Source organism: Phragmitibacter flavus (genome assembly GCF_005780165.1).
Classification (GTDB): domain Bacteria; phylum Verrucomicrobiota; class Verrucomicrobiia; order Verrucomicrobiales; family Verrucomicrobiaceae; genus Phragmitibacter; species Phragmitibacter flavus.
The window spans coordinates 73,718-97,379 of sequence record NZ_VAUV01000001.1 but is presented as its reverse complement, the minus strand read 5'-3'; the positions used below and the strand labels follow the sequence as shown (position 1 = coordinate 97,379).

General features: G+C 59.7%; 19 protein-coding genes. 8 read left to right on the top strand and 11 right to left on the bottom strand.

Annotated elements, in window-relative coordinates; all coding sequences use genetic code 11:
• The first annotated feature begins 20 nt into the window (after window positions 1–20).
• From FEM03_RS00455 to FEM03_RS00445, 3 genes are all read left to right on the top strand, one after another.
• A complete protein-coding gene (locus FEM03_RS00455; RefSeq protein WP_138084204.1) occupies window positions 21–617 on the top strand; it encodes an exopolysaccharide biosynthesis protein in 597 nt (198 codons plus the stop codon).
• A 458-nt stretch (window positions 618–1,075) separates the two neighbouring features.
• A complete protein-coding gene (locus FEM03_RS00450; protein WP_138084203.1) occupies window positions 1,076–1,324 on the top strand; it encodes a hypothetical protein in 249 nt (82 codons plus the stop codon).
• The gene (locus tag FEM03_RS00445) at window positions 1,321–1,722 is read left to right on the top strand and encodes a type II toxin-antitoxin system VapC family toxin (RefSeq protein WP_138084202.1); all 402 of its coding nucleotides are present in this window, start codon (window positions 1,321–1,323) and stop codon (window positions 1,720–1,722) included. Before FEM03_RS00450 ends, FEM03_RS00445 begins: the two co-directional genes overlap by 4 nt.
• Window positions 1,723–1,794: 72 nt before the next feature.
• Here the strand turns inward: FEM03_RS00445 and FEM03_RS00440 are convergent, their stop codons facing one another.
• The 4 genes from FEM03_RS00440 to FEM03_RS00425 form a co-directional block, all read right to left on the bottom strand.
• On the bottom strand, window positions 1,795–2,244 hold the full coding sequence (locus tag FEM03_RS00440) for a TA system VapC family ribonuclease toxin (protein WP_138084201.1): 450 nt from the start codon (window positions 2,242–2,244) through the stop codon (window positions 1,795–1,797).
• Window positions 2,225–2,533, bottom strand: coding sequence for a hypothetical protein (locus tag FEM03_RS00435; protein WP_138084200.1), 309 nt, complete (start codon window positions 2,531–2,533; stop codon window positions 2,225–2,227). Before FEM03_RS00435 ends, FEM03_RS00440 begins: the two co-directional genes overlap by 20 nt.
• Window positions 2,534–2,687: 154 nt before the next feature.
• Window positions 2,688–3,101, bottom strand: a complete 414-nt coding sequence (locus FEM03_RS00430; RefSeq protein WP_138084199.1) for a PIN domain-containing protein — start codon at window positions 3,099–3,101, stop codon at window positions 2,688–2,690.
• Window positions 3,088–3,351 (bottom strand): hypothetical protein, encoded by a 264-nt coding sequence (locus FEM03_RS00425; protein ID WP_138084198.1) that lies wholly within the window; start codon window positions 3,349–3,351, stop codon window positions 3,088–3,090. Before FEM03_RS00425 ends, FEM03_RS00430 begins: the two co-directional genes overlap by 14 nt.
• Here FEM03_RS00425 and FEM03_RS00420 point away from each other — a divergent pair.
• Window positions 3,350–4,162 carry a hypothetical protein gene (locus FEM03_RS00420; RefSeq protein WP_138084197.1) on the top strand — a complete coding sequence of 271 codons (813 nt, stop codon included), beginning with the start codon at window positions 3,350–3,352 and terminating at the stop codon, window positions 4,160–4,162. The genes FEM03_RS00425 and FEM03_RS00420 overlap by 2 nt on opposite strands.
• Before the next feature lie 236 nt (window positions 4,163–4,398).
• On the opposite strand, the gene FEM03_RS00415 is transcribed toward FEM03_RS00420, so the two are convergent.
• A complete protein-coding gene (locus FEM03_RS00415; protein WP_138084196.1) occupies window positions 4,399–5,814 on the bottom strand; it encodes a DUF1501 domain-containing protein in 1,416 nt (471 codons plus the stop codon).
• 42 nt (window positions 5,815–5,856) lie between these two features.
• Window positions 5,857–8,994 carry a PSD1 and planctomycete cytochrome C domain-containing protein gene (locus tag FEM03_RS00410; RefSeq protein WP_240772624.1) on the bottom strand — a complete coding sequence of 1,046 codons (3,138 nt, stop codon included), beginning with the start codon at window positions 8,992–8,994 and terminating at the stop codon, window positions 5,857–5,859.
• A gap of 163 nt (window positions 8,995–9,157) precedes the next feature.
• Between FEM03_RS00410 and waaF the strand changes: the two genes are divergently transcribed.
• Entirely contained in the window at window positions 9,158–11,116 is a 1,959-nt protein-coding gene (gene waaF / locus FEM03_RS00405; RefSeq protein ID WP_138084195.1) for a lipopolysaccharide heptosyltransferase II, read from the top strand.
• Window positions 11,117–11,166: 50 nt separating this feature from the next.
• On the opposite strand, the gene FEM03_RS00400 is transcribed toward waaF, so the two are convergent.
• The 3 genes from FEM03_RS00400 to FEM03_RS00390 are packed head-to-tail and all read right to left on the bottom strand — an operon-like array spanning window position 11,167 to window position 15,547.
• Window positions 11,167–12,336 (bottom strand): DegT/DnrJ/EryC1/StrS family aminotransferase, encoded by a 1,170-nt coding sequence (locus tag FEM03_RS00400; protein WP_138084194.1) that lies wholly within the window; start codon window positions 12,334–12,336, stop codon window positions 11,167–11,169.
• Between the two features lie 32 nt (window positions 12,337–12,368).
• Window positions 12,369–14,513 carry a glycosyltransferase family 2 protein gene (locus tag FEM03_RS00395; protein WP_138084193.1) on the bottom strand — a complete coding sequence of 715 codons (2,145 nt, stop codon included), beginning with the start codon at window positions 14,511–14,513 and terminating at the stop codon, window positions 12,369–12,371.
• Between the two features lie 41 nt (window positions 14,514–14,554).
• Window positions 14,555–15,547 (bottom strand): GDP-mannose 4,6-dehydratase, encoded by a 993-nt coding sequence (locus FEM03_RS00390; RefSeq protein WP_138084192.1) that lies wholly within the window; start codon window positions 15,545–15,547, stop codon window positions 14,555–14,557.
• A gap of 259 nt (window positions 15,548–15,806) precedes the next feature.
• Here FEM03_RS00390 and FEM03_RS00385 point away from each other — a divergent pair, with 259 nt between their 5' ends.
• Both FEM03_RS00385 and FEM03_RS25465 read left to right on the top strand, forming a co-directional pair.
• Window positions 15,807–17,657, top strand: coding sequence for a methyltransferase domain-containing protein (locus FEM03_RS00385; RefSeq protein ID WP_166442513.1), 1,851 nt, complete (start codon window positions 15,807–15,809; stop codon window positions 17,655–17,657).
• A 5-nt stretch (window positions 17,658–17,662) separates the two neighbouring features.
• The gene (locus FEM03_RS25465; RefSeq protein WP_166442512.1) at window positions 17,663–19,240 is read left to right on the top strand and encodes a glycosyltransferase; all 1,578 of its coding nucleotides are present in this window, start codon (window positions 17,663–17,665) and stop codon (window positions 19,238–19,240) included.
• A 49-nt stretch (window positions 19,241–19,289) separates the two neighbouring features.
• On the opposite strand, the gene FEM03_RS00370 is transcribed toward FEM03_RS25465, so the two are convergent.
• Window positions 19,290–20,795 carry a glycosyltransferase family 4 protein gene (locus tag FEM03_RS00370; protein ID WP_166442511.1) on the bottom strand — a complete coding sequence of 502 codons (1,506 nt, stop codon included), beginning with the start codon at window positions 20,793–20,795 and terminating at the stop codon, window positions 19,290–19,292.
• Window positions 20,796–21,150: 355 nt separating this feature from the next.
• Between FEM03_RS00370 and FEM03_RS00365 the strand changes: the two genes are divergently transcribed.
• Entirely contained in the window at window positions 21,151–22,143 is a 993-nt protein-coding gene (locus FEM03_RS00365) for a c-type cytochrome (RefSeq protein WP_138084188.1), read from the top strand.
• Window positions 22,144–22,157: 14 nt separating this feature from the next.
• Here FEM03_RS00365 and FEM03_RS00360 read toward each other — a convergent pair whose 3' ends face one another.
• The gene (locus tag FEM03_RS00360; RefSeq protein WP_138084187.1) at window positions 22,158–23,465 is read right to left on the bottom strand and encodes a glucuronyl esterase domain-containing protein; all 1,308 of its coding nucleotides are present in this window, start codon (window positions 23,463–23,465) and stop codon (window positions 22,158–22,160) included.
• Window positions 23,466–23,662: the final 197 nt, after the last annotated feature.

The window sequence follows — 23,662 nt, the reverse complement described above, 5'->3', positions numbered from 1 at the left end:
ACGTTTTCTCTGGTGAAACCATGGCTGACGATGCGAAACCACCGAAGAACCTTGAGGAGCTTTTGCAGCGTTTGCTGAAGGCGGCGGACAAGGAGGAAAAGGTGTCGCTCGATCAGATGATGGACGAAGTCGGGCGGCGGTCGTTCGGGCCGCTGCTGTTGCTGGCCGGGATGATCATCTCGGCACCATTGGTGAGTGACATTCCCGGAGTTCCCACGGTGTCGGGTCTGTTTATTTTGCTCGTGGCCGGTCAGGTGGTGGTAGGACGGGAGCGGTTTTGGTTGCCGAAATGGATGCTGAATCTGTCGGTGAAGTCAGAGAAGTTGAAGAAGACCATTGATAAATGGCTGATGCGTCCCGCCAAGTTCATTGACCGGTTTGTCGGCCGGCGGCTTGAGTTCCTGACTGGAGCAGGCGGCACGAAGGCGATTGCGATCGTTGCATCGCTGGTGGCGTTGGCGACGCCGATGACGGAGCTGGTGCCGATGAGTGCCAATGGCGTCGGCATCGCGATCGTCATTTTTGGATTGGCGTTGATCGCGAAGGATGGCGTGATGGCGATGTTAGGATTTGTGACCGTGGGCGTCGTGGCGACGCTGGCGATCATGTATGGTTAGGGGTGGGCGTTGTGAAGTTTACGAAGACTGGTTCATCAGGAGGGGAGAAGCCATCGGCAAAACGGTGGGAAGGCGCAGGGCGGTCCCTGATTCTTTGGATGTGAGGCAGAGCACGAATTAGGGAGTGAAAAGGGGCGTTTTGTTACTCATGTGAACACACGCACGCTGCGGGCTTCTCAGCAGGATGCCCAGAGCTGCGCTTTGCAGATGCGTGTGGTCCCCAGCTTCGGGCCCGGCAGCCAAAATGGCTGCCTCACCCACAGGCTGCAAGCCTGTGTCACTCAGCCGTCAGACCTTTGATGTGGGTGGTGGACACCCATTGAGGACAGCTTGGTGGCGTGGGGGCTCTGGAAACCGAGCGGCACGATTCATTTCTTGCTCATCATCCAGTTCCCAAAATCATTTTCCTTTCGGTAGACGAACTTGAGTTGGTGCCATAATTACGGCATACTTGTGGCATGACAACGGAAATCACTCTGGATAAGAGCAATCGCCTGGTGCTGACCAGCGCCGTGCGCCGTGCGGCGGGCATCCCGAATATGCAGACGTTGAGGGCGCATGTCTCGCCAGGTCGGATCTTGATCGAAGTTCCTGCCAGCACGACCGGCGAAGTGGTCAAGCGCGGAAAGCTCAAGGTCTGGACGGGTGAAGTCCCCGCCATGCCCATTGAGGAAGCGGTCGAACAAGCGCGTCATTACACAAGATGACCTTTCTCGATACCGGCATACTTGTTGGAGCGGTTCTGGCCTCCCACGAACAGCACGAGGCTTGCCGCGCCGCGCTGGAGGAGGTCGAACAGCCCTTCACCAATGCGCATGCGCTGGCCGAGTCATTCGCCACCCTCACAGGGTTTTACAAGGTTCCGGTGGAGGCGGCTGCTCAACTGATCTTCGGGTTGGCGGAAGCCATCTCCGTCGAGGCGCTGTCCTTGGCAGATTATGAAAAAGCCATTGGTGAGGCGCGCCGAAGAGGCGTGATGGGTGGAGGCATTTACGAATCACTGCACGCCACCTTTGCGCGCCGAAAAAAGGCCGCCCAGATCGTGACGCGGAATCCGTCGCACTTTGTCCATGTAGCTCCCGACATGGAAATCCTTACGCCGTGAATCGGCACGAAGCGGCTTCAGGCGGAATGCGAGATTCTCCGTTTTGGCGCGTCGTGATTGGAAAATATGGGGTCAGGGGTTGAGCAATGCCAATTGGAGACCGTGCGGTTGATAGCTCTTGAAATCACCATCCAGTGTCACGAAGTGCAGGCCGCCTTTGATGGCGAAGGCCGCGAGGTAGGCATCCATCCAAACTTTGGGCGAGGCCGTGTCGTGCATCGCCAACTTCTGCCACAAGGCGGCCGTGCCGGGTGGTTCTTCGATTTCCGCAATCTCCGGGCGCGAGAGTAACATCTGGAGTTGAGTGAGAGCAGAGCGGTTCGTCATGTGCGCCGCATCGTAGTGGCGCAGCAGTTGCGGTGTGGTGATCAGGCGCAGGAAACTAACCTGCGTAGCCCGGCAAAAGACCGCTGGTTCTTCTGCTGTCGCCGCTGCCAGTGCTGCCTGTGCGCGGGCATGAAACGGGTGGGTGGGAAACACGGCGGCGACCCAGGCACTCGAATCAAACAGGGATGTTGGCACGCTGCATGTCCTCCTCCAGCAAAATTTGCTGTTCCAGAGCCATGCATTCAGCTGCCGTCATCCGGCTTGCGGGCGCATCCGCTCCGCAACGGATGACGGGGAATCCTCTGTGGTTGAGCAGTATGTGATCGAACACGGCGACATCGGCGGCAGGAGCCGGGACGTCCGCGGCATTAAGGCTGCGACTCAGGAGTTCCGCCACCAGCCGCTTGAGGGGTCTCCCTTCCTGCACGGCGCGAATTTTCATGCGCCGCACCAGTTCGTCAGGCAAATCGAGGGTCGTTTTCACGACGCATTTTACCATTTTGCCAGCTTGCTGTCAAGTTGGCTACGGTCGTGTGGTTGTTTGAACCCTCGAATGAATCTTTGGATCATAGAAATCGCCGACGTTGACTCCTGACGCATTGCTGACGCTTTCTCCGGGTTCGGAACTGGCGCTGGGACTATGAAGACAAAAACGGATTCACGACCACCACGCCGTCGTAGTCTTGGCCGTGGTTGAGGTCTTCGCTGAGGAGTTGATGGCAGCGGGCGGCTTTGGCGGCGGCAAGGATGGCGGCGTCCCAGTAGAAGGTTTGGAAACGCTGCTTCAGGCGGAGGGCGGATTGGAGGACGGCGACGGTGTTCTCCTGGATGCGGAAGCGCAGCCACTTTTGAATGAGCCGCTCGGCGAGGTCGTGCGGCAAGGATTCGGGTCTGCGGGGATGAGTGGCTTGAACATAGAACTCCTGGAGCACCTGCACGGAAAGGGCGATGTCGGTCTGGCGCAGGATGTCTTGGGCGATGGCGGTCTTCCCGGGCTGGGCGGGCTCCAGATCGAGCGAGTAGATGAGGATGTTTGTGTCAACGAAGCGCATCGCGGTCGTGAAGTTCGGTCCGGCTTAGGTTGTGGGCGGGGTTGAGACCAAGGCGGCGGGCGCGGAGTTCGGCACGAAGCTCCTGCTCCTCGCGGGCGAGGCGCTGAAATTCGGTCTCGGCGGTTTCGTCGCTGGTGAGGCGAATCAAGAAGGTCTTGAACAAGCCGGAGATGGAGGTGGACTGCTCTGCCGCCTTGATGCGAGCCGCCCGGTAGAGCTCGTCGTCGATGCTGACGGTGATGTTCTTCATGGCCGAACCATGTTCTCACAGTTTCACAGTCTGGGCAAGGTTAGGATTGATTCACATCGAGAAGCGGGATTTGCTGGAGGCCGCCGCTGTTTCAGGCATGATGGCAGGAATGACTCGATGCCTGCGTGTTTTTCCTGTCTTTTTACTGATGAGTTGTGTGCTGGTCATGAGCGGGTGTGAGGTGCTGCATGAGAATGAGAAGGTTGTTCTTGGAGATCGGGTCAAGCTTAGGAACATCGAATTCAAATGCACCTATCAGGGGAAGCCGGTAACCTGTGTGTCTGCCTCGGTAAAAGGCAACACGGGAGGATATTATGCGCTGTTTGAGGGAAATACCTTTGCGAAGTTGGTCGCTAAACCCGGGTTGCAGATCTACACGACGATTCAAGATGGCACGCGCTCGGACAGGGTGATTCGAGAAGAATCGGAAGCAAGGGCATTCAAAGTATTGACCGCCAAAGCGGTGTTAGTAGAAGCATTGCCGTTTGATGATCGGCCTGATTCACGGCGTGATCCCATGAACATTCTGCCGGCGTTTATGATCACGGCTCCTTTGTTGGTGCCAGCGACGGTGTTGTCTGGTTTGACGGAGGAGAATGCCATTACGGCGCTGGAGAAGAGGGGGGTTGTTGTTGGAGCTCCGTGGGAGACGGTGATCAAAGAAATTGGCGAACAGCGGGTTAGAATCGATGAGCAGAAGCAGGTAATGAGGTATGGACCTGGAATCGAGCTGGTGTATCGAAGCGCGGTGATCAAGTTTGAAAAAGGCAAGGTTTCCGGGATTTACACGGGTGAATTTTATGCCGATTGAAAACTAGTGTCTTTGTCACGAGAGATCGCAGAGCACATGGGATGCAATGATCGGTCGAGATGGGGCGCGACTCTGCACTTTAGCTATTGTGGGATGCGTGCCCCAACCCTTCCTGGTGACGGCACGGACTAGACAGACGCATAATGCTGGAGGCCGCAGTTACCGCTCCGCACGGAGGCTCCCGGCCGGGCAGGCAACATGCCTGCCTCACCCACAGGCTGCAAGCCTGTGTCACGTCAGGCCATGAGGCCTTTGATGATGTGGCCGCCGACGCCGGTGAGGCGCATGTCGAGGCCTTGGAATTTGACGGTCATGCGGTGGTGGTCGATGCCCATCAAGGCTAACATGGTGGCGTGGAGGTCGTGGACGTGGACGATGTTGTCGGTGGCGCGGTAGCCGAGTTCGTCGGTGGATCCCCAGACGGTGCCGGGTTTCACGCCGCCGCCGGCCATGAAGACGCTGAAGGCGAGGATGTGGTGGTCGCGGCCGGTGCCCTGGCCCATGGGGGTGCGGCCGAATTCGCCGCCCCAGAGGATGAGGGTGTCGTCGAGAAGACCGCGCTGTTTGAGGTCTTTGATGAGGGCGGCGCTGGCTTGGTCGACGTCGCGGGCGGCTTCGGGCATGTTTTCTTTAATGCCGCCGTGGTGGTCCCAGGCGCGATGGTAGAGCTGGATCATGCGGGTGCCGCGTTCGGCGAGTCGGCGGGCGAGGAGGCAGTTGCTGGCGAAGGAGCCATCACCGGGTTGTTTGACGCCGTAGAGGTCGAGGATGTGCTGGGGTTCGCTGGCCATGTCGGTGAGTTCGGGCACGCTGGTTTGCATGCGGAAGGCCATTTCGTATTGAGCGATGCGGGTGTTGATTTCGGGATCGACTCGCTGGCCGGCGAGGTGTTCGTTGAGGCGGCGGACTTCGTCGATGACTTGTCTTTGGGTGCTTTGGCAAACGCCATCGGGACTGCCGAGGTAATGGACGGCGTCGCCTTTGGCGTTGAACATGATGCCCTGGTATTTGCTGGGGAGGAAACCGCTGGACCACTGGCGGGCGGAGATGGGTTGCTGTCCGGATTTGCCTTGCGAGGTGAGGACGACGAATCCGGGGAGGTTGTCAGTGTCGGCACCGAGTCCATAAAGCAGCCAGGAGCCCATGCTGGGGCGGCCTTTGATGATGGAACCGCTGTTCATGAAGGCGTGGGCGGTGTCGTGGTTGATCTGCTCGGTTTGCATGGAGCGGACGACACACATCTCATCGGCAACGGTCGCCAAATAGGGAAACATGTCGTTGATTTCGATGCCGCTTTGGCCGTGTTTGCTAAAGGGGGAGATGGGGCCGCGGGCTTTGAGTTCGGCTCCCTGAAGTTGGGCGAGCTGCTGGCCTTTGGTGAAGGATTCAGGGAAGGGCTGGCCGTCGAGTTTTGCCAACTCGGGTTTCCAATCGAAGGTTTCGAGATGGGAAGGGCCGCCGGCCATGCAGAGATGGATGACACGTTTGGCGCGGATGGGGAAGTGAGGGGTGGTGACGGCGGGGGCATCGGCTGCGGCACCGAAGGCCTTGGGGTCCATCAGGGAGGCGAGCGCGACACCACCGAGACCGTAGGCGGATTGGGTGAGGAAGGTGCGGCGTTTGACGGAAAGGTCGAAGGCGGAGGGGTCCATGGGAAAGGCGAAAGGATGAAGGCTAAAGGATAAAGAGATTTCTCAATACCTTGTGATGGTCTCGTGGAGGTTGAGGAGGATGCGGGTGAGGCTGGTCCAGGCGGCGAGTTCGATGGGGTCAAGGGCTTGATCGGAAGGTTTCAGGCCTTTGGTGATGAGTTTTTGGGCGTCTTCGGGATTGGCGCGGTAGTGGGTGCGCTGGGTCTCGAGATGGTTGAGGAGGCCGGAGCGTTCGGCGTCGTCGACAGGTCGTGCGAGGGCGAGTTGGAAGGCGGTGTCGAGGCGTTGGGCGTCGTCGAGATTGGGTTGTTTCAGGTTCAGCAGGCGGGTGGCAAAGAGGCGGGCGGCTTCGACGAAGGTGGGGTCGTTGAGGAGGGTGAGGGCCTGTTGCGGGGTGTTGGATTGGGGTCGGAAGGCGGTGCATTCTTCACGCGATGGCGCGTCGAAGTTGGCGAGCATGGGGTGCAGGAAGGTGCGCTGCCAGTGCATGTAGAGGCCGCGACGCCATTGGCGGTGGTCGGTGTCGGCGATGTAGTCGCGGCTGGGGAACTGGATGTTTTCGTAGTAGCCGGGTGGCTGGTAGGGTTTGACGCTGGGGCCGCCGATGTCGTCGAGGTTGAGGAGGCCGGCGATTTGTAGGGCGTTGTCGCGCACGAACTCGGCTTCGAGTCGACGCGGGTTTTGCGAGGCGAGGAGGCGGTTGTTGGGATCAAGGTCCTTGAGTTCGGGTCGGAGACTGCTTTTTTGCTGATAAGTTTTGCTGGTGACAATGAGGCGGATCAGATGTTGGAGGTTCCAATCGTTGTCGCGGAAGTCGGCGGCAAGCCAGTTGAGGAGTTCGGGATGGCTGGGGGGTTCTCCTTGGGCACCGAGATCGTCGATGACGGAGGAGAGGCCGTTGCCGAAGAATTCTTTCCAGAGGCGGTTGGTGACGGTGCGGGCGGTGAGAGGGTTTTCGTCGGAACAGAGCCATTGCGCGAGTTCGAGACGGCTGGCGCGGTCGGTGTCCTTTTTGTCCTTGAGGGCCAGAGCGGCGGGGAGGAACTCGGGTGTGGCGGGCGGGGTGATGGCACCGGTTTCGTCCATCCAGTTGCCGCGCGGGAGGATGCGCACAGTGAGGGGATTGGGGGTGGACTGGGTGACCATGGTCCAGGTTTTGCCGTCACGGAGTTCGAGAGTTTGATGGTGAAGAGCGAGGTGACGTTGATGGTGCTGGGGATGCCAGGCGGTGCTGAGGAGATAAGCTTCGGCGACGGTGGGATCGGACGGCTGGTTTTTCTCCAGAGCGAGCTGGAGGTTGGGCCGGGCTTGAGCGTCGAGAAGTGGATGGGTGATGAACGGGGAGGTGGAGACGCGTAGATGGCCGATGAGGTTGGCGGCGATTTTGACGTTGAGGCGTTCGCCTTTTTTCAGGCGGACCGGGCTTTTGAGAAGCGCGACGGCGGTGTGGGGCTGGTCCCAGTGCTTGATGGAGGTTTGCCAACCGCTGCTGATGCCGATGATTTCTGCGCCGTTGGAGTAGCGGGGTTGTTTTTTGTCGGCATCAATGTGGTGGAACTCGATGGATTTGGGTTTGTTGTCGGCACCGATGAGGGACGCGGAAACGGTGAGGGTGGTGCTGTATTTGGATTTGTTGCGGAACAGGCTGCCGTCGTAGCTTTTGAGGGGAAGGAGTTCGATGCGGAGGGCGCTGACCCATTCGCTTTCGGGAGTGAGGGTGAGGGTGGTGTCATCGGCTTCGCCCGGCGTGAAGAGCACGCTGCCGTCGTTTTGGGTGACGGAGATGGTGGGCAAATCCGCAGCAGGTTTGCCTTTGATGGCGGGTTTGACGGATTTGACTTCGGGCATGGGGGTTTCCCAGCCGGTTGGGTGCTTTTTGAAGAAGGCGAGGCTCTGGTCGCGCCAGGTTTGGAATGCTTGAGTGGCCTCGGGCTGGGCGTTGACTTCGCTGATGGATTGTTGGGTGACCTTGAGTGCCTCAGCTTTGAGTTCGGCGAGGTGGCGCTTGAGATACGGGCTTTCAACCTCGATTTCCGGAGGGAAAGGGTAGTCGTTGTTGAAGCCGTTGAGTTCGGGTTCGGGGGAGTATTTGTAGTCGGAATAAACGCCCCATTGTTTGACGTCAGCGAAGAAAGCCTGGAGGGCGTAGAAGTCGCGCTGGGAGATGGGGTCGAATTTGTGGTCGTGGCATTCGGCACAGCCGAAGGTGGAGCCGAGCCAGGTGGTGGCGACGGTGCGGGCGCGTTCGGCGCCGTATTTGGCGAGGTATTCCTTGGGTTGGGCACCGCCTTCGCGGGTCATCATGTTGAGGCGGTTGAAGCCGGTGGCGACGATCTGTTCCTGGGTGGGATTGGGGAGGAGGTCGCCAGCAAGTTGTTCGATCGTGAATTGGTCGAAGGGTTTGTTCTGGTTGAAAGCGTTGATGACGTAATCGCGGTAGGGAAAGATGCGGTGATTTTGGTCGCCGTGGTAACCTACGGTGTCGGTGAAGCGGGCGAGGTCCATCCACCACACGGCCATGCGTTCGCCGTAGTGGGGGGATTTTAGCAGGCGGTCGATTTGTTTGTTGTAGGCTTCGGGAGAGGTATCGGCGAGATAGGTTTGCATTTCCTCGGGGGAGGGCGGAAGGCCGGTGAGGTCGAGGCTGAGTCGGCGTAGGAGGTCGCGTTTGGAGGCTTGGGGAGAGGGGGCGATTTTGTCCTGGGCGAGGCGGGCCTGGATGAAGCGGTCGATAGGGTTTTGCGCGTTGCTGTCTTCGACGGCGGGGAGTTCGGGTTTGGCGAGGGGGGTGTAGGCCCAGTGTTCCTCGTATTTGGCACCTTGTTCGACCCAGCGACGGAAGAGTTCCTTTTGTTCGGGGGTGAGGGTTTTGTGGGCCTTTTTGGGAGGCATGAGGTCGGAGGGGTCTTCGGCGAAGATGCGCGCGATGATTTCACTCTGGCTGGGCTGGCCGGGGACGATGGCGGTGAGACCAGATTTGCCGGATTTGAGGGCTTCGTCGCGGAGGTCGAGTCGAAGTCCGCCTTCGCGGGTGGCCTGGTCGAAACCGTGACAGTGGAAGCAGGTGTCAGAAAGGATGGGACGGATGTCGCGGTTGAAACTGACCGTGTCTTTCGCGTGAAGCGAGGTGGCGAGCAGGATCAAGGCGGTCATCGCGGAATGGATCGCGAAGGGGCGCATGGCGTGAATAAAGGGAGCAGGGACCGAATGAAGATACGTTTTTTGCGACCGCTATCTTACGTTAGAGCGGGGTGAGAAGGGAAGCTTGTTGGTGAAACAATTTGGGCAAGAGGGTTAAGGGAAGATTTGCACGGAGTCGGCATCTGCGGAAACTAAGCGCTCCATGGCCAGCGGCAAAAAGGGCGACAGTCCACTCAACACGATGATGCAGTTCATGATTTATGGACTGTTTCGGATGGTGGAGCTTGGCTTGGCGTTGGTGCCGATGAGGCTTTGTCATGCGTTGGGGAAGGGCATCGGCACGTTGGCGTGGCTGTTTTTCGGGAAATATCGTCGGCTGGCGGAGGCGAATTTGCGCATTGCGTTTGGACGGGAGCAGGATCAGGTGTGGATTCAGAAAATGGCGCGTCGGCATTTTGAGAGCATCGGGGCGAATTTTCTTTGCGGGTTGAAGCTTCCGTTGATGTCGTCGGCGAAGGTGCGCAAGCGGGTGACGATCGAGGGATATGAGCATGCGCTGGCCCAGGCGGAGGCGGGAAGGCCGTTGTTGGTGGCGGTTTGCCATTTGAGTTGCTGGGAGTTGCTGACGCAGTTGCCGGAGGTTTTCAAGATCAAGGGGAGGCCGGCGGCGAGTGTTTATCAGTCGTTGGGCAACCGGTTTTTGAATGCGCATGTGAAGCGGCGTCGGGAGTCGCTGGGGTATACGTTGTTTGATCGGAGCGAGGGTTTTTCGGGACCGATGAAATTGCTGCGGGAGGAGAAGGGCACGTTGGGGGTGCTGGTGGATCAGCATGCGGGGGACAAGGGGGTGTGGTGTCCGTTTTTTGACCGGCTGGCGTCGACTTCGAGCATTGCGGCGCTGATGTCGATTCGGTGTGGGACCCCGATTGTGCCGCTGGGCGTCTATGATGATGGACCGGGTCGGTGGAAACTGGTGTTTTTTCCGCCGGTGGATTCGCGCGAGAAGAAACCGACGGCGGAGGGGATCACGGCAGCGCTGAATCTGGCGGTGGAGAAGATGGTGCGTCGGGCACCGCACAACTGGTTTTGGGTGCACAATCGCTGGAAGACGCCGAGGCCGGACTTTTTGCTGACGAAGTATCGGCGTGGGATGGTGTATCCGGTGGGGTATGATCCGTTGCATTTGCAGCCGTTCAATCTGCTGGTTCGGTCACCGAACTGGCTTGGCGATGCGTGCATGACGTTCCCGGCGGTGCGGGCGTTGAAGAAGGGGCGACCGGATTTGCGGCTGACGATTTTTTGTCCGGCGAAGCTGGCGGATCTCTGGCAGAGTTTGCCGGAGGTGGATGCGGTGATTACGAAAGAGGGGAAGCAGGGGATTCGCGAAGTGGCGCGACGGATTCGGCAGAGCGGGCCGTTTGATGCGGCGATTTTGTTTACCAATTCGACGCGCAGCACGCTGGAATTTTGGTGGGCGGGGATTCCAAGGCTGGTGGGATATCGGGGATCGTTGCGGTCAAAATTGTTGAATCAGGTGGCGAAGGAAGACAAGAAAGCGACGCGGCCGAAACATCACGCGGATAAGTATCTGGATCTGGCGATTCAGTGTGGGGCGAGCCGGGAGGATGCGGAGATGGATATCGGGTCAGTGCCGCGCGGTCATTTTTTGGGGATTTGTGCAGGGGCGGAATATGGGCAGGCGAAGCGCTGGCCGGCGGAGCGGTTTGCGGCGGTGGCGACGAAGATTTCGGAGCGGGTTCCGAACACGGAGTGGTTGTTGTTCGGTGCCCCGGGGGAAAAGGCTTTGGGCGAGCAGTTGAGTGGACTGATGAGCGGGGTGACGCATCACAATTTGATTGGCACGACGAATTTGAAGGAGCTGGTGGCGTGCTTGCGTCAGTGTCGGTTGCTGGTGACGAATGACACGGGCACCATGCACCTGGCGGCGGCGATGGGGGTGCAGACGGTGAGCATTTTTGGTTCAACCGAACCGGTCTTGACGGGGCCGGTCGGGGATCATCATGTGATCGTGCGGCATCATGTGCCGTGCAGTCCGTGTTTTAAACGGGAATGCCCGTTTGGACATTACGATTGCATGACGGGGGTGACGGTGGAGATGGTGGAGGAGGCGGTGGCGGGAGCGATGAAGAGCGGAGAGTAGCAGGCTCGGCTCGAGCCTGTCGTTCCTCCACAAGGCTCGGGACGAGCCTTCTACTTTTGAAGAAAAGACGCAATGGCGGCGATGACTTCGTCTTTTTGAGTCGAGGTGAGCTCGGGGTAGATGGGGATGCTGAGGACTTCGCTGGCGAGTTGATGGGCGACTTCGCAGCCGCGGCGGGAGGCGGCGGGGGTGTCGGTGAAACACTTTTGCTGGTCCATGGTCACGGGATAGTAGATCTCGCAGCCGATTTTTTGGGATTGAAGAAGGTCGCGCAGGGCGTCGCGTTTGCCGTGGAGGACGCGCAGGGTGAACTGGTTCCAGATGTGGGTGTTCCCCGGGGCGGCGTAGGGGAGGATGATGGAGAGGTCGGACGGGATGTCGCTGGTGAGGGGGTTGGTGGGGTCGGCCTGGACGATGCCGGGAATTTGTGGGAGGTGTTCGAGGTAATAAGCGGCGTTGGCCTGGCGGGCGCTGGTGTAGGCGGCGTAATGGGGGAGTTTGACGTTGAGCATGGCAGCCTGGAGGGAATCGAGGCGGAAGTTGGCACCGACGAAATGGTGGTAGTATTTGGGATTGCTGCCGTGATTGCGAAGGATGCGGGCGTGGTCGGCCAGGGTGTCGTCGTTGCAGACGAGGGCACCGCCGTCGCCGAATCCGCCGAGGTTTTTGGAGGGGAAGAAGCTGTAACAACCGAAGTCGCCTAGACTGCCGCTGCCGTGGCCTTGATAGGCGGCACCCAAAGACTGGGCGGAGTCTTCGATGACGCGCAGGGAGTGTTCCTTGGCGAGGGCGAGGACGGCGTCCATGTCGGCGCATTGGCCGAAGAGGTGGACGGGGATGATGGCCTTGGTGTGCGGGGTGATTTTGCTGCGGGCGTCTTCGACATTGAGGTTGAAGGTGACGGGGTCGGCATCAAGGAAGACGGGCGTGGCTCCGGTGCGGGACACGCAGCCAGCCGTGGCGAAGAAGGTGAAGGTGGGAACGAGGACTTCATCGCCGGGTCCAATGCCGAGGGCCATGAGGGCGAGCAGGATGGCGTCGGTGCCGGAGGAGATGCCGAGGGCGTGTTTGGCCCCGGTGAGGGCGACGAGTTCGCTTTCGAGGACGGCGATGTCGGGTCCCATGATGAACTGGCCGCTTTTAAACACGCGCTGGAAGGCAGCGTTAAATTCGGCTTCGAGGGGGTGGTTCTGGGCGTTAACGTCGAGGAGGGGAACCATATCTGGAAAGGATAAAGGATAAGGGATAAAGGCTAAAAACTGAGGGATTGTTCCGACGTTGGCGTCGGGAGGGTGGTGAGGAGGGACAGATTGGGGTTGTAGAAGGCGTCTTGGGTGAATTCTTTGGGCCAGCGGGCGAGGATGATCTGGGCTTCGACGGTGGCGGAGGCTTTGCGGACGCTTTCTTTTTCGAGGGTGTGACGGGAGGCGGATTCGTGGTGGAGGAGGACAGCGTTGGCGGCGTAGAGATTGCGCAGGCCGTGGGAGCGGAGGCGCAGGCAGAAGTCGACGTCGTTGTAACTGATGGGGAGCTGTTCTTCGTCGAATCCGTGGGCGAGGTCAAAGTTTTCGCGTGAGACGATGAGGCAGGCTCCGGTGACGGCGGTGACTTCGCGTGGGGCGGCAGGGGTGCCGGCGATGGTGCGGATCTCGGGTTTGAGCGCGGCGAAGGGGTGGCCGGCCATGCCATGGAGTCTAAGGGCGACGCCGGCGTGTTGCAGGGTGCCGTTGGGGTAAAGGAGTCGGGCTCCGACGGCTCCGATGCCGGGTCGGCTGACGTTGGTGACGAGTTCGTGGAGCCAGTCGGAAGAAGTGATTTCGACGTCGTTGTTGAGGAAGAGGAGAAGGTCGCCGGTGGCGGATTGGGCACCGAGATTGTTGAGGCGTGACCAGTTGAATTCGCCCTCGACACGCAGGATGGTCAGGGCGGGAAGGGTGCGGCGGAGAAGGTCGAAGTAAGCAAAAGTTTCGGGCTGGTCGGAGGCGTGATCGACGATGATGAGTTCGTAGTGCTCGTAGCTGGTTTTGGCGACGAGGGTGTCGATGGCGACGCGCAGAAGGTCGACGCGGTCGCGGGTGGGGATGATGATGCTGACCTTGGGGGTGGGAGATGGGAGGGGCCAGTGGACGCGCAGGGTGTGGTCGTTGGGATCGATGGCAAGGGTGGCGCCGGGGGCGGTGTTTTGGAGGTGGTCGCGAACGGCGCGGGCTCCGGCTTCGAGGGCGTAGGGTTTGGCGTCTTTTTGAGCGGCGGTGGAGGTTTCGAGGGTGCGCCAGTGGTAGAGAATCTGGGGAATGTGATGGATGGTGTTGGGAGGGACGGCGGCAACGACGCGGAGGGCGAGGTCCCAGTCCTGCGCGCCTTCGAAACCGGGACGGAAGCCGCCAAGGTTTTGGATGAGGCTGGTGCGATAGACGCCGAGATGGCAGATGAAGTTTTCGAACAGCAGGAGTTCGAGGTTGCAACCGGGTTTGAAGAAGGGGTCGGAGCGGATGCCGAGGGTATCGATCTTGTCTTCGTCGGAGAAGATGAGATTGGCGTCGGGGTGGGAGAGAATTTCTTCGGCGACGCGTAGCAGGGCATGCGGAGGGAGTTCGTCGTCGTGATCGAGGAGGGCCGTGAAGCTGCCGGTGCAGAGGCCGAGGGCGCTGTTGGAGGCGTGGCAGATGTGGCCGTTTTCGCTGCGGAAGGTGAGTTTGATGCGGGGTTCGCGGGCGGCGAGGGATTCGAGAAGGGGTCGGATGTGGGGGGCGGTGGAGTGGTCGTCGGCGATGCAGAGTTCCCAGTGGGGGTAGCTCTGTTGGGTGACGGACTCGATGGCGCGGCGCAGCCACTTTTCGGGGGTGTTGTAGACGGGGAGAAGGAGCGAGATGAGGGGTTTTTCAGGCCAGTGGGGGAGGGTTTTGAGGACTTCGGTGGCGCGGGTTTGTTCGATTTGATCCTGGGTGTTGCACCAGGTTTCGTAGCCGGACTGAGCCTGACGGGGCAGGAATTGCTGCAAGAGTTTGGGGAAGGGAGGGAGCCAGAGGGTGAGGGTGCAGAAATTCTCCCACTGACCGCTTTCGGTTTTGAACTGGAGGGTGACTTGATTGCGGCCGAGGGTGAGCGGCAGGGTGAGGCGGAAGCCACTTTTGAGGGACTCGGGATGGTCGGGATATTGAAAGTAGACTTCGGGTCGCAGTTGTTTGCGTTGGGCGACGTGGGTTTGACCTGACTGGATGGCGCGCAGGCCGTGGGTGGTGCCGCTGTTGGCGGGGAGAAACCAGCCGTTGATGCGGCATTCGTGGTCGAAGACCCAGGCGGTGCTATTGGGCAGCGGATGGGCCGGCTGAATGGTGGTGGCCCCGTGGGAGGGGGAGACCTGGAAGGCGAAAAGGTGTGTGGAAGCTGCCGCCATCCTTTGAAGGTGAAAGTGTGAGAACTGGGTGGCGGAACGGCTTACTCTTTGCTGCTGATCAACTTGACTTCGCTGTCGACCATTTCTTCGATCATCTGCACGAAGCTGACCGTGCGTTGCCAGCCGAGGACCGTCTCGGCTTTGGAGGGATCGCCGACGAGGCGGGTGGGGTCAGACGGGCGGATGAAACGTTCGTCGCGGCGATAGCAGGATTGCCAGTCGAGACCGACACGGGCGAAGGCGACTTCGAGAACGTTTTGCACGGAATGAAGTTTGCCGGTGGCGAAGATGTAGTCTTCGGCGGTGTCGTGTTGAAGGGAGAGCCACATGCCCTTGACGTAGTCGGGGGCGTATCCCCAGTCGCGCTGCCCGGAGATGTCGCCCATGCTAAGGTGGTCTTCGAGTCCGGCGGCGATGCGGGCGGCGGCGCGGCAGATTTTGCGGGTGACGAAGCCGTCGCCGCGGCGCGGGGATTCGTGGTTGTAGAGGATGCCGTTGACGGCGTGGAGTTTGAAGGAGTCGCGGTAGACCCGGACGAGGTGGACGGCGAAGGCCTTGGCGCAGGCGTAGGGATTGCTGGGGTTGAGTGGGGTTTGCTCCGTCTGCGGCATGTCCTGGGGATGGCCGAAAATTTCGCTGGAGGCGGCGTGAAAGATGCGGGGCGGGGCGGGGAGGTCGCGCAGCATCTCAAGCAGGCGCAGGGTGCCCATGGCGGTGAGTTCGCAGGTGCTTTCGGGGATCTCGAAGCTGAGGCCGACGTGGCTCTGACCGGCGAGGTGATAGACTTCGCCGGGTTGCACTTTCGTAAGGACGCGCCGGATGGTGGTGGGGTCGTCGAGGTCGGCGTAGTGGAGGTGCAGCCGTTTTCGGTAGAGGGATTTGTCGTCGAAGAGCGGCTGGAGTCGGCTGCGTTCGATCATGCTGGTGCGTCGGACGAGGCCGTGAACTTCATAGTCTTGGGAGAGGAGAAATTCGGCAAGGTAGGAGCCGTCTTGTCCGGTGATGCCAGTGATGAGCGCCGTTTTCGATTGCATGTGCGGGATACCATTACCCGGGGGAAGGAATGCGGGCAAGTGGGGAATGTTGAGGCGGCAGGATCAACGGTGTTCATTGGCTGCTCCGAATCCATTGCGCAGCTGCAATTAGTGGTTCTTATATTTCCGACGGTCGGGCCTTGTGGTGACTGTCGGGGCGGATATCCATTGTGCGGAAACAAAAGTAGGGGAACGGGAGGCGGTTGATTTTCGATCCCAGGCTAAATTTGAATTCAAAATGCAATCAACGATGACCCAAATGGACAATTGGAGCGTGGGGTTTTGTCTTGAACGGATTCGCGTGATGGGTCCGCGCGAGCTCTGGTTGTTGGGCGAGGGGGGCGGGAATTGGAGCGATGATGAGGTGAATCTTTTTGCGAAGATGGGCAAGGTTTTTGGTTTGAAGCTGAAGCTGAAGGTGCGGGTGATGAGCGATGGCATGGGGACTGAACAGGAGCAGCAGCGGGCGCGACGTCCGTGGATGGTGATCGCGAAGTCGGCGTCGGGAGCAGTGGTGAAATCGTGGGTGCAGAGGTTTCAGTCGGTGATGGAGAAAGGCGACGCAGTGGTGTGGATGGGTTGGCACGAGGTGGAGGAGAGGAGGGTGGTGTTAAGATTTCAGAATCGTCACGTGGTGGAGTGGGATGCCATGGAGGGAGGTGGGGCCATGGCGTTGTGCCGGACCCAGTGGGGACGTTTTTCGATGGAGGAGAAGACACCGGAGTTGAAGGGTTGGGTGGCGGCGCTGAAACGAGGAGAGTTTGAGCGGGTGTTGGAGGAAGCGGAGTCGGAGTCGCGTCCGGCGTCGGCGTATTTGCGGGGTTATGCGATGTGGCGGATGGGGAAGCTGGTCGAGGCTTGCAGGGCGTTGCGTGGTGAGCTGGCGCTCAATCCCGGGCATGAACCCGCGCGGCGTTTGTTGAATCAATGGATGGAAGAACTGCCAGAGGTGGCGATGGGAGAAGGGTCATTTCGCGAACTGGCGCGGCGGGTGCGGGTGGATACTTTGCTGGACGATGCAGCTTTGCACCGCATCTGGCAGGTGGGACGACGCGTTTGCCAGATGGATATGGCGGGGGATTTCGTGGTGGTGGGAGATGAGGGTGGTGGGGTGCGGGGATTGTTGGAAGGAGTGGTGTCTCGTTACAGTCGAGGGTCGCGCGCGGTGAGGTCGGTCAGGGCAGATGAAGAGGTGGTTGAGGTAATGGGATTGTTGCATGTGCAGACGTCTTGCCTGGTGGATTCGGGGATGAGTCTGGCGGATTTGATGGAGCGCTGGCGTGAGGTTTTGCCGTTTGAAGATGCGGTGATGGTGGAGGGGGCGGAGAGCGGGCATTGTCGGTTTGGGAAGGTTTTGAAAAGGCATTACCGACTGAACCTGGGGTGTGGTCGGCGTTTTCATGAGGATTGGGTGAACCTTGATCTGGTGCCGTTTTCAGAAGAGGTGGTGGCGCATGATTTCACGGTGGAAGGGCTGCCGTTTGGAGACGGAAGTTGTGAGGCGGTTTACCATTCACACGTGCTGGAGCATCTGCCGCGGGAGGTGGTGCCGGGGTTTTTGGCGGAGTGTCGTCGTGTGTTGGGTGGAGGCGGAGTGCTGCGGGTGGTGGTTCCGGATATGGAGGGGTCGGCGAGGCTTTATCTGGAGCATTTGCAACGCGGGCTGGCGGGCGATGAGGAGTCGTGCCGCATTCACGAATGGATGACGATTGAGATGGTGGACCAGCTGGGGCGGCACAGGCCCGGGGGGGAGATGATGCGCTACTGGAGTCGGTGTCCGATGCCTGCCCATGCGTTCGTGGTGGAACGGTTGGGACAGGAGGTGAGGGATGCGCTGGGGAGGTTGACGCTGGAGCCGGAGAGGACGACGGAGGGCCTGCCGACGGCTGAAGAGGTGGGTCGATTCAGGACGGGTGGGGAGGTTCACCAGTGGATGTATGACCGGCTTTCGTTGCCGAAGCTGTTGTTAGAGGCGGGATTTGATGAGGGGCGAATTTGCGGGGCGGGGGGGTCGTGGGTTGAGGGGTTTGCGGGGTATGAACTGGACACGGATGAGCAGGGCAGGGTGCGCAAACCGGAATCTCTTTTTTTGGGGGCGCGCCGCGTTTGATGAGCATGGCGGAAGAGACTGAAACCCGGCGTGGTTCGGGGTTGAGGGTGGTGCATGTGTCGAGCTCGGACCGTGCTGGCGGGGCAGCTTTGGCGATGTGGGGTTTGCATGATGGTCTGTGCCGTCTGGGGGTGGACAGCCGGGTGGTGGTGAGGCATTGCGAAGTGCCGGACGCGAGGGTTTCGGTGGTGAGGTCGGACCTTCTTGAGATGGCCGACCGCTTTCACACGCAGCGGTTAAACGGGAACCTTCCGGAGGGTGCAACTTGTGTGTCGCTGGTTTCGGTGGTGGTGGATTTGCTGGAGCATCCGTGGGTGGCGGAGGCGGATGTGGTGCATTTGCATTGGGTGGCGACTTTTTTGCGACCGGAGGTGGTGCGGCTGCTGGAAGCGGCGGGGAAAACGGTGTTCATGACCTTGCATGATCAGCGGCATTTTACGGGCTTTTGTCATTTCACAGCGGGGTGCCGGGGTTTCGAGACCGATTGTGCAAATTGTCCGCAGGCGGACGAGGGTTTGCACGCGATGGTTCGGGAGGAGCGGTTGCGATTGAATGAGGCGTATGGATCTCGACGGGTCCAGGTCATTGCGTCGAGCAAATGGGTGGCCCGCGAGGCACTGGCGAGTGGGTTGTTTGATGCGGAGCAGCTGCATGTATTGAGGTATGCGGTTGCGGATGTCTTCAGGGTAAAAACACGCCGGATCAGTCCGCAGAGAGGGACAAGAAGAAAGCAACGGTGGTTGTTTGGGTGCCAGGTGTTGGGAGAGCGGCGCAAGGGGTTGGCTGAATTGCAGCGGGCGTTGAATCGGGCGATGGAGTCGGAGGCGTTTGCGGCGGCGGTGGCGTCGGGGGCAGTGGAACTGAGGGCTTTCGGAGAGGCGGCATCCCCGTTTTTGGAAGGCTTGCCGGTTCCGGTGCAGATGTTGGGCACGCTGCGGGCGGTGGAACTGGCGACCGAGTATCGGGAGGCGGATGTTTTTTGGTGTCCAACGTTGGAGGACACGGGGCCGCTGGTGGCGATGGAGGCGCTGGCATGCGGGTGTCCGGTGGCGGGTTTTGCCACGGGGATCTTGCCGGATTTGGTGACGGAAGGGGTCAACGGATCGCTGGTGCCGCCGGGGGATGTGGAGGGGCTGGCGGAATTGATGAAAACGCTGGTTTTGGAAGCGGGAGTTTTGAGCCGGTTGGGTGAGGGGGCGGAGTTGCGGAGGGGGGAGGTTGATTCGGTGGAAGTGGCGGCGGGAAGGATGTTGGATCTGTATGAAGAGAGGCTGGCCCGGTGGGAGCCCGTGGCACCGGTGACTGGATTGAGGGCGGCGGCTGTGACGTTGTCCAGCCGGTGGGATGAGGGGCATTTGCCGGAGGTGGAGAAGTTTTTTAGGGAGTTTCCCGTGGTTTCAAAACACGAGGCCCAGCTGCAGCATCTGCGTCGAAGGCTGGAGGTGGAGATTGGCAAGAAGGAGGCGCTGAAGCGAAAGGTGGAGGTGCTGAGGCTTGAGGTCAACGAGCGGGACGAGCGGCGAAGGGGCGGCTGGCGGAGGTTTTGGAGTTCGGTGCAGCGGCGGCTGCGCTTCCGGAAGTGAGATCGCAGGTGCGGTGATCGCGGAAAGGAAGCTCAGGAGGAATTTTACTTCAGAGCGAACTGATGCGTTTGGCGAGTTGGGCGAGCATGCTGGTGGTGAGGTCGCGGTCGCGCATGAGGTCGTCTAAAGTGCCGGAGTGATAGGTCTTCAGTCGCTGTTTCAGATCGCCGAGATCCCGCAGGGTTTCGGATTGAATTTGGTGTTGGAGTTTGGTGATTTTCTGCAGCGTGCCGATCAGTTCTGACACCTCGGGCGACAACTGGCGTTTGCTTAAGGATTTTCGCTGGTTTCTGGCAAGGGCTTCGAGGGCCTTGCACTCTCGGAGAAGATGGTAGGCGCGTTCGCGGCCGCTGAGGAGGGCGTGATCGTCCGAGGTTGAGGAGATGCTGCGAAGGGCGGGTTTGGGTCGGATGGGCTGGGCGAGGGAGGATTCCAGGAGTTCTTCGACACGACGGCTGACGGAGTTGAGGCGGTAGTCCTGAAGGATGGTTTGCTGGCCTTTGAGGCCTTTTTCCGCGGCAAGGGAAGGGTTGGTGTAGACTTCGTGGAGGGCGGCGGCGGCGGCGTTCACATCGGGCTCGGCCCAGGTGTGGTCGGGTGGATAGGGAGCGGCACCGGTGCCAACGGGGACTTTTTTGTAGGGAATCAGCCAGGAATTTTCGGGTGTCATGAACTCCAGATTGCCGGAGTAGCCGGTGGCGATGCAGGGTTTGCCCAGGGACATGCACTCCATGAGGGTGAGACCGAGGCCTTCAGAGCGGTGGAGGGACACATAGCAGTTGGCGCGGGCCATCAGGGAGTCGCGTTGTTCGACCGGCAGATAGCCGTTGAGAAAAAGGATGTCGGCCCGGTCGGCGTAACGGGTCTGCAACTCGAGCAGTTCCAAGGCATGTCTGCCTTCGCCGCCAATGCTTTTGAGAACACAGAGCGGGCCGTTGGCGGCGGGTTCGGGAAAGGCGCGAATGAAGGCTTCGCAGAGTCCTTCGGGATTTTTGCGGCGTGCCACGCTGCGAAAATCGAAGCTGAAAAGGAAGACAAAGCGGTCGTTGTCGATGCCAGCGGGGAGGGACCACTGGTCTTGGGCGGGAGGATGGAGGGGCGTGTTGAGGGGGGGATATTGATGGACGGGAACGGGTGAATGGCGTCGGAAACTTTCGGCGATGAACCGGGTGGTCGCCCAGACTTCATCGACGAGATCATAACCGCGCCGATGGAATTCCGGCAATTCTTGCTCGGTTTCCCAATACCAAACCCCGATGATGCGGCGGTTTTCAAAAAGTTCAAGAGGGAGCTCGCGGACGAGGTCCATGTAAATGTCGCTGTTCCAAAGGATGACACTTAGGGGAGATTGGGGCTTTTGGTAGTGGAATTCGCCATCCGAAAAACGTCCAGAGGCGGGCATCCGGTCGGGCGCGAGCGGCAGGTCGAGAATTTCCAGAGGGCAGCCAATTTGCTCAACCGCCGAGATGAAGTCGCGTCCGCTTTGAGAGAGGGCGGTGCGGCCTGAGAAGTCGCCGATCAGGTGGACCCCATGAGTTTCGAGCAGTGTTTTCAAGATGGATGTTTCGAATGGTGTGCACTCGGAGGTGAGGTGATGAACCGCAGGAACGTCGGCAGGCGTCGTGTGCTGAAGCGGCTCCATCGGAACGCGATGTGCGGTATCGATTTAAGTCACCGGGCAGAAGGCGCAACGGCAATTTTTGGGGTTGGACCGTTGAGTGAGAGAGTGAACCTGGCCACGGCTGACTTTCATGGCTTTTGGAGCTACGCCTTTGCAGACCCAATGAAACGGGGTAACATTGAATCGTCTTGTCACGGGAAGGCGGGCAGGCACAAACAATGCGTCTTGCCGCATGCGTTTCCCGGATGAGAGATGTTTTGTGCCTGTCGTTAGATCATCACCCAAAGTTATGAAGAAGCTGTTAAAATTTGTCGGAGCGCTGGTTGTTTTGTTTGTGTTTCTGGTGGCCGGGTTGCTTGCTTATGTGACGAAGTTCCTGCCCAATGTGGCGGTTAAGGAGGACATCAAAGTGGAGGTGACTCCAGAGCGCGTCAAAAGGGGAGAGTATCTGGCGAATCATGTGGGGGTTTGCATGGATTGCCACAGCACCCGAAATTGGTCGGCTTTTAGTGCCCCGCTGGTGGCGGGCACGTTGGGCGTGGGTGGCGAGCGGTTTGACCAGAACATGGGTTTTCCCGGGACCTTTGTGGCACCGAATGTGACGCCGCATGCGCTGGCATCATGGAGCGATGGGGAGATCTACCGGGCAATCACCAGTGGCGTGAGCAAAGACGGGCGTCCGATGTTTCCGATCATGCCCTATCCGGCTTACGGGGAAATGGCGACGGAGGATGTGTATAGCATCATCGCGTATCTGCGCAGCCTGCCACCGATGGTGAGCAGTCCGGAGCTGTCGAAGGCGGATTTTCCGGTGAGTGTGATCATGCACACGATGCCCAAACCGGCGCAGCCGCTGGAAGAAGTGCCGGCCAAGTCGGACACGGTGGCTTATGGCGCGTATCTGACAAAGCTGGCGGCCTGCACGGACTGCCACACGAAGGCGGAAAAAGGCAAGCCGGTGGGTGAGCCGTTTGGGGGTGGGTTTGTGTTTGCGATGCCGGGCGGGGCGCAATTGAGGTCGAGCAACATCACCCCGCATCTGACAACCGGGATCGGTGCCTGGTCGAAGGAGCAGTTTGTGGCACGGTTCAAGGCGTTTGCCACGGGGACTTATGAACCTGCGGCAGTGGACATGATGAAGGGCGAGATGCAGACGGTGATGCCTTGGACGATGTATGCGGGGATGACGGAGGAGGATTTGGGCGCGATCTATGACTATCTGAAGACGCTGAAGCCTGCGGAAAATCCAGTGCAGGTTTGGACGACCGGTGCCGGTGGTTGATGCTGGGTCAACCGCTACTTGGGCGAGGCGGACCAATGCTGGTCGGCGAAGTCCATGTAGCGGTCCCAGTCATAAGGAGTGATGTCGTGTTTGCCGGTGCGCAGGTGATAGCCGATGGTTTTCCCGACAGGCATATCGGGGGCGGGTTGTTCTTCGACGCCGAGGCCGGGCAGGTTGAAGAGCGCGTAGACGGGTTCGGCCAGTTTGCCGCCGAGGAACTCGCCTTTGGGATCGGCCCATTGGTCTCCGGTGGCGCTGGCGATGTAAACCGGGCGCGGGGCCATGAGGGCGATGAGCGCGTGCTGGTCCATGGGAAGCGCGGCTTCGTTGAGGGAGTATTGGTTGTAGTTGTCGCAGAACCAGTGCGGAAACGCGCTGTTGAGCCGGCCAACGGTTTCGCCGAAGATGCGTTTGGCGAGCGCGGCACCACCGGCTCCCGAGTTGTTGCTGATGACGAAAGTGAATCGTTCGTCCTGCGCACCGGCCCACAAGGCGGCTTTGCCGAGTCGGGAGTGTCCGAGGACGGCGAGTTTGGTTTGGTCGATTTCAGGAAGTGTGATCAAATAATCGGCCATGCGACTGAGGCCCCAGGCCCAGGCACCGATGCTGCCCCACTGGTCGGGATCGGGTTTGGTCTGGCCGTCGCGGTAGAACAGAGGGTGGATGCCGTTTTGGAAGTTGTCGTCGAAGTCGGGATCGAAGTCGCCGTAGTAGGCGGTGGCGACGGCGTAACCGCGATCAAGAATGGCTTCGATGGGAAAGCGGTCGTCGCCCGTGCCGCGTGAGGCCTCGGTGGCGCGGTTGTTAACGGTGTGTTTTTCTTTGTTGTCACGAAACCAGGAGGTGGAGAGAAGGATGTCGGGATCGGTCGAAACGGAGTGGTTGCCCCAAAAGTTGAGCGTGACGAAAGTCGGAACAGGCGTGGACTTTTCCTTGGTGCTGGCGGGCAGGAAGAGAAGGATCTGGGCCTGCACCTCGCCTTGAGGTCCGATGTGGAGAATGGTCTGACGCATGACACCTTTGCCATTGAGGATCGGTTTGTCGGCTCCGACGGTCTCGACGCGGATGGGGACCTCGGCCTCGGGGGTTTTGCCGTAGACTTGCGTGGCGAAGAGTTGCAGAAGTTCGGGTTTGCGTTGCGCGAGCCAGGCTTCCCTGGTGGTGATTTTGCTGCCGTCGGTGGCGGTGAGGACATCCGGAATGGCAATGAAGTTGGCCTGGGCTTCGTCGTAATTGGGAACGAACGCAGGTTTTTGGGCAGCGAGGGGCATGGAGACGGAGGCGGCAGTGGTGAAGAGGGAGAGAAGCGTGAGGAGGCGCATGGGTCAATGATGCAAAAATTCGGGAGCGGTGGCGAGGAAATTCCTGATCGAGTCGAGCCATCACACGAGGTTGGGCCCTGCAATAAAGTTGACCCAGGTCGACACTCACTAAACTTCAGTCGACACCTTAACATCCCCCAAGTCGCAGACTTGACCTCAGGCAACTCACCTCCCACCCTCCCGCTTCCTGAAAGAAT